General features: G+C 57.0%; 5 protein-coding genes. 3 read left to right on the plus strand and 2 right to left on the minus strand.

Annotated features, from left to right (window positions below; genetic code table 11):
* From AC1D1X_RS14280 to AC1D1X_RS14290, 3 genes are all read left to right on the plus strand, one after another.
* Window positions 1-1,198 (plus strand): HlyD family type I secretion periplasmic adaptor subunit (locus AC1D1X_RS14280; protein WP_477698505.1); only part of this gene is annotated, 1,198 nt, incomplete at its 5' end.
* Window positions 1,188-2,585, plus strand: coding sequence for a TolC family outer membrane protein (locus AC1D1X_RS14285; protein WP_477668260.1), 1,398 nt, complete (start codon window positions 1,188-1,190; stop codon window positions 2,583-2,585). The genes AC1D1X_RS14280 and AC1D1X_RS14285, both read left to right, overlap by 11 nt.
* Window positions 2,582-3,076 (plus strand): toxin-activating lysine-acyltransferase, encoded by a 495-nt coding sequence (locus tag AC1D1X_RS14290; RefSeq protein WP_477668259.1) that lies wholly within the window; start codon window positions 2,582-2,584, stop codon window positions 3,074-3,076. Before AC1D1X_RS14285 ends, AC1D1X_RS14290 begins: the two co-directional genes overlap by 4 nt.
* Before the next feature lie 933 nt (window positions 3,077-4,009).
* Here the strand turns inward: AC1D1X_RS14290 and AC1D1X_RS14295 are convergent.
* Together AC1D1X_RS14295 and AC1D1X_RS14300 are read right to left on the minus strand one after the other, a co-directional pair.
* Window positions 4,010-4,459, minus strand: a complete 450-nt coding sequence (locus AC1D1X_RS14295) for a hypothetical protein (protein ID WP_477668258.1) — start codon at window positions 4,457-4,459, stop codon at window positions 4,010-4,012.
* A 147-nt stretch (window positions 4,460-4,606) separates the two neighbouring features.
* The gene (locus AC1D1X_RS14300) at window positions 4,607-4,951 is read right to left on the minus strand and encodes a hypothetical protein (RefSeq protein ID WP_477668257.1); all 345 of its coding nucleotides are present in this window, start codon (window positions 4,949-4,951) and stop codon (window positions 4,607-4,609) included.
* Window positions 4,952-5,601 lie beyond the last annotated feature (650 nt).

Raw genomic sequence — 5,601 nt, forward strand, 5'->3', positions numbered from 1 at the left:
GGCTTATGCCTGCCTGGTCTCGATGGATATTGTGGTTACGGCACAGGGGCGCATCAGTGCGTCGGGCAAGAGCAAGGTCATACAGCCGTTGGAAGCCGGTGTGGTTAAGGTGATTGCGGTCAAGGATGGACAGCTCGTCAAAGCTGGAGACTTGCTCCTGGAGCTGGACGCCACCGCAACCCTGGCTGACCGTGATCGGTTGCAGCGCGAATTCTGGGAGACCCAGGCGGACGTGGCGCGACTCAATGCCTTGCTGTCGGGCAAGGACACTTGGGCCGAAACACGCGATTTGCCGGCTCCGATGCTTGCCAATCAGCAGGCAGTACTGGCTAATCGGCGCAGTGAGCAGGATTCACGTGTGGCCGCATTGGATGCTGACGTTGCAAGGCGTACGGCGGATCGCGAGGCCATTTCGGCGAATATCGCGCAGTTGCAGAATAGCCTGCCGCTGGTACGGAGAAAGCACGAAATGCGCGAAGAGCTGGCCAGCACGGGTCATATTGCGCAGACGGGCTTGATTGAAACCCGGCTTGAACTCCTCAACATGGAAAAGGATATCTCCGTGATGGGCAAGAGGTTGAATGAATCAGCAGCGAGCCTTAATGCATCTGTCCAACAGCGCAAACAGGCACAGGCCGAGTTTCGTGCCCGGGCCAGCGCTGAATTGGTGGACGCCATTCGCAAGCATGATGCGGCTCGCCAGGAGTTGATCAAGGCCACGCAGCGGCGCGACCTGCAAACGCTGCGCAGCCCGATTGACGGTGTGGTACAGCAGCTGGCAGTCACGACGGTCGGTGGCGTGGTTACTCAAGCGCAGGCGCTCATGACCATCGTGCCCCACGACGCCCTCCTGGAGGTCGAAGCTCAGGTCATGAACCGCGACATCGGTCATGTCAAAGTCGGCCAGCGTGTGATCCATAAGGTAGAGACCTTTGACTTCACCCGCTTTGGATATATAGAAGGCACCGTGCTGTGGGTTGGCACCGATGCGATGGCTGACCCCAAGCTTGGCCCGATATATCCGGTGCGTATCAAGTTGAACACGATGGAGACACCGAGTGTTGTGAATGGTTTGCACGGAGCCGTTACCGCTGGCATGAGCGTGACATCGGATATTCGTACTGGCGAGCGTCGCATGATTGAGTATTTCATCTCACCCATGCTGCGCTATAAGCAGGAGTCTTTGCGTGAAAGGTGATGTGCTCCTGTGCATGCCAACCTGTCTAACGCGTCATTGGTTGAGTATTGCTACTTTTCTTATTAGACCTGTGTTCGCCACATTTTTTCTTCTATCGTCGTTTAATGTTCAGGCCGCCAATTTGTTGGCGGTTTATCGCAAAGCGCAGGAGCGCGACCCGACCTACCGGGGAGCGGCCCATGCCCTGCAAGCGGCGCGTGAGCGCGTACCCCAGGCGCGTGCTGGGCTGCTTCCCGCAGTGAATTTGATCGGCTCCACCAGCAAGCAGTCGGGACAGGCTGCTTTCAGTGAGGCTCCTTATATAGATCGCAATGTGCGCAACCGGAGCTGGAATCTGCAACTGACGCAACCGTTATGGCGCGCAACCAGCTGGATGGCCTTGAGCCAAGCAGAACAGCAGGAGATATTGGCCGAGGCGCAGTTTCGACAAACCGAGCAAGAGCTGATTGTGCGAACGGCTCAAGCTTACCTGGATGTATTGGTTGCGCAGGAGGCCGAGCGCGTGGCGCGTCTGCAAATCAGCGCTGTCGAGCTGCAGCTGGGTTTGGCGCGCCGTAACTTTGAGGTAGGTACGGCAACGGTGACAGACGTGCATGAGGCCAAGTCCCGGTTAGATCTGTCAAGGGCCCAAGCAGTTGCCGCTGCCAGCGATATGGAAAACAGACGTGCTGAACTCGCGCGTATCCTGGGCGACTCTGAAGTCCGTCTGGCGCGCCTGCGTGATGGTGGTCGGTTGCCGGGTATACAACCAGTGACAGTTCAGTCCTGGGTAGACAGTGCCCGTGAACAATCACTGCAAGTCCGAGTCGCTTTGACTACCTTGGAGGTGGCTGACCGTGAGATCGATAAAAGCCGGGCAGCCCATTCACCCACACTCGATCTGACAGCCGGTTATGGCAACAACTACGCTTCGGGGAGCATCTCTTCTCCGGCAGATATTGCAACCCGTACCCACTCAGGTCAGGTTGGTTTGAACTTGACCATCCCGCTCTTTGCCGGTGGCGGAGTGCAGGCACGCGTGCGGGAAGCCATTGCCTTGAAAGAGAAAGCAAGCGAAGACCTGGAGGTGGCCCGTCGGCAGGCAATTACCCAAGCACGGCAGGCGTTTACCGGTGTCGTCAACGGTGCGGCGCAGGTCGACGCATTGGAATCGGCCATTTCTTCCAGTAAAAGCTCGCTTGATGCCAACAAGGTTGGATATCGTATTGGTACGCGTATCAATATCGATGTGTTAAACGCCGAGCAGCAGCTTTATGCCGCCCAACGTGACTGGCACAAGGCGCGTGCGGAAACCTTGATGCAAGGGCTGCGTTTGAAAGCCTCCAACGCTACGCTGGGTGAAACGGATTTGCAAGCTATTAATGATTTGCTGGAGACAGAACCATGACTGAGACCCCTATCGCACCGGAAGAATTGGCTGAGATCGCCCAGCTTGCTAAGAACCAGGCTCATAAGGTGCTTGCGAAGATTCCGCTATTGGGTCCTGTGACATGGCTCATGATGCAGCAGTCTGCCAGCCGACACACGCTGCTCAGTGAGTTGGAGTGGCGTGTTATGCCGGCGCTCATCCTTGATCAGGCCAAGCTCTATATGAAAGATGAAGCGCCCGTGGCGTTTGCGTCCTGGGCACGGCTTAGCGAAGTGGTGGCACAACGTTACATGGGTGCTCCTCATCAACTCGCCTTGACGGACTGGAACTCAGGTGATCAGATCTGGTTGATCGATGTATTTACGCCGTTCGGCGGTGCGCAAGATGTTCTCAAAGATTTACGCGAAAAAGTGTTCGAGGGAAAGGCCGTACGCCAGTTGGTACCGACGGCTCCCACACAAGCCAAGGTGTTGATGTGGGCTGCGATAGGTGCGGCGTCAAGCCACTAGGTTAAGGTTTGCGTAGGTGGAAACTCTCGAAGGACTCGACCTTCACACGCCGAAAGATCTGAAACTATAGACGCGCCTCAGGAGTCTTTTGCCAAGAGGCGAAGCAGCGGCTTCGCTGCGCTTGGTGTCACGTCGCCTGCGAGTGCCGGGTCTGCCCCGGTTTGAGAGGCACTTGTGGGAGGGTTTTCAATACAGCGACAACCGGGTCATCCCGGTTTTCCCTTGTTGATTGACCAGCACTCTTCAGCCCCCGCTCAGAGAAGCGAGGATGCCCGAGCAAGAGGAGGTTTTTAACCTCCCTCGTTCATTACTTCCTTTTGGAGATTCACATGAGTGCCGCTATTGCCGAGGCCGTTGCTGTTGTTGTGGGTGCAGGCGTGTCGCATGTGAAACCGGTGCACGAAAAATGAAGACCGGCCCGATCTGACCTCTTCACCATCAGCAAGGACTTCTTTTCCTCAATGCATTGATCATATACAACCAGGGCAGCAGCCACATTGCAGAATAAACCATGAATGCCCGTGGGATTGGGTCAGACGAAAGAAGACTGGGTCCAAGGTAAGCCGTATAGAAATCGACACTCCAAAGCACGTTCAGCACACCGAGGAGCGGAGCCAGCGCCACCACCCATGCCCCGGACACCTTTGCCCCTTTCATAAATAGGAGTAAAGCGATTGGTACTGCCGCGCCAACAATGGGAGTCCAGAGTAAAAGTGAATCAAGAGCGCGCAGGGGAGAACCCCATCCACCCAGTGCTAATGCTGCCGGCCAACTCACGAGTCCAATACCAATCGCCAACACGATTCCGACAATTCGCATAACGCTCGTCCCCTTCATTTAGGGCATGGTATCGCACGCGATATTCCGGTCGGTATTCAAACGTGAGTCTTCGCCGGGAAAGTGCTGGACTACTTGTCCGTGCTCGTTGCCATGCTAAAGCTCTTTCTCGATTCTTCTCCGAGCCGTTTCGATTCCCTCTCGATCAATATCGTCAGCTATCTGCTCCACGTAGGACAGCCAGGCTTGAAACGCCAGCCATTGCTCGCATGAGTACGGCTGGGCAGGGTCCCAGCGGTGCTCTGAATTCTCCAATGCACCCAACACAGCACTAGCTGCGTCGCATAGCCAGGGTCCACCGTCGTCGAGGCCTCGAATGAGCCAGGCGGGAAAGTAGTAGTGCATGGCTTCCGCTGAAAGAAGCGGCATATCCCACACGTGGCTTTGAAATAACTTCTCCGGCACTTCAGTCGCAGAAAACGGCGCGAGATCATCGGCAAGTTCGGCGCATTCCTGGTAAATGTGAGGCGCAATTTCGTCACGCGCAGGGCGGAGTACCGATGCAAACGCGGCCAGGATTTGTTGTTGTAACTCTAGTGCACTCATGAGCTTGATAGTGAAAATGAATGGGCCACCAACACCCGCGGCGAGACCGCCGTATCCCGTTGTGGATCGGAGTTGAGTGAGCCGTTAGAACGAGCGGGGCCCCACAGGGCGCGAAGCGGCCTTTGGAACGTCCGCTCGATGGAGGGGTTAGGCCGTGCCACCGGACACAACCTTCCTCGCATATGACCACGCCTGCTCGGCTTGCTGCAGCACAACAGGGTCCTTCGCGTCGAGAACATACTCGACGACCGCACCGATCCAACCGACGTTTTCATCACCGATGTGGTAATGGGCGAGATAGCTGGATACCCGGTGGTGCGCCTCGTTCAGCCGGCGTACTAATTCAACGGTTTGCTCGGGAGCTCCCTGACTGTGACAAAGAACTCGAATGGCGATGGTGAGGTTGTGGCTCAGCGAAGAGAGGAATCGAGCTCGCTCAGCCGGGCTTAGCGACTGCAACCAACCTGTCTCGCTTTGGATGGAGGCGTTCACGACCTGTTAGACCTCATGGCGCGCGCGTGTGGATCACCCGGAAGCTCCCAAACTCGGACACGGTGGAGTGGATGGGCGCAGCCGAACTGTAGGCCAGCTCGATTGCGTCCGGTCGTTGCCACCGGACAACCACTTCCGGCTCGCGCACGGAGGCGCCGACCAATGAGCCGTGACGCTCGAAGGAAACCAGCAAGTTTCCGGGCGCGTTCGGCAGCATTTCACTCGCGCCTACAAGGGATACATGAGTCGTTCACGCGACCGTTGCAGAACAACTGCGCTCGAACACCACCAACTTCCACAACTGATCAGGTGACGGGATCTCCCGAAGTCGGGAGTTTTTGCAGGACTCAAGCAATGGCCAGGCGAGGAGAGCGGCGCCAGCAATGACGGGAACGGCGAGCCATCCAAGGAGTACCCGTGGGGTGCGGTGCAATCCGGCAGCGGCTGTGAGCATGAGGTCTAACGTGAAGGTGAGTGACGATCAAGAACAGGTGCGCGCGAAGCGCGTACGCACTCGGACGTCCATCCGGACCGGCGAGTTATGTCTCACTCCGGAGCTCCTTGCAGAAGTGACAGTCCGCGCTCTGCAAGCTTTTCAGCAACCCGGGCAATTACCGCTTCCGCCGGGCCGTCAAAGTCGCCTTCAACCT

The sequence above is a fragment of the Polaromonas sp. P1_G4 genome (assembly GCF_056405475.1).

Coding starts and splice junctions, on each gene's coding strand:
- AC1D1X_RS14295 (WP_477668258.1), bottom strand. CDS start 4,459: ATGAGTGCACTAGAGTTACAACAACAAATCCTGGCCGCGTTTGCATCG.
- AC1D1X_RS14290 (WP_477668259.1), top strand. CDS start 2,582: ATGACTGAGACCCCTATCGCACCGGAAGAATTGGCTGAGATCGCCCAG.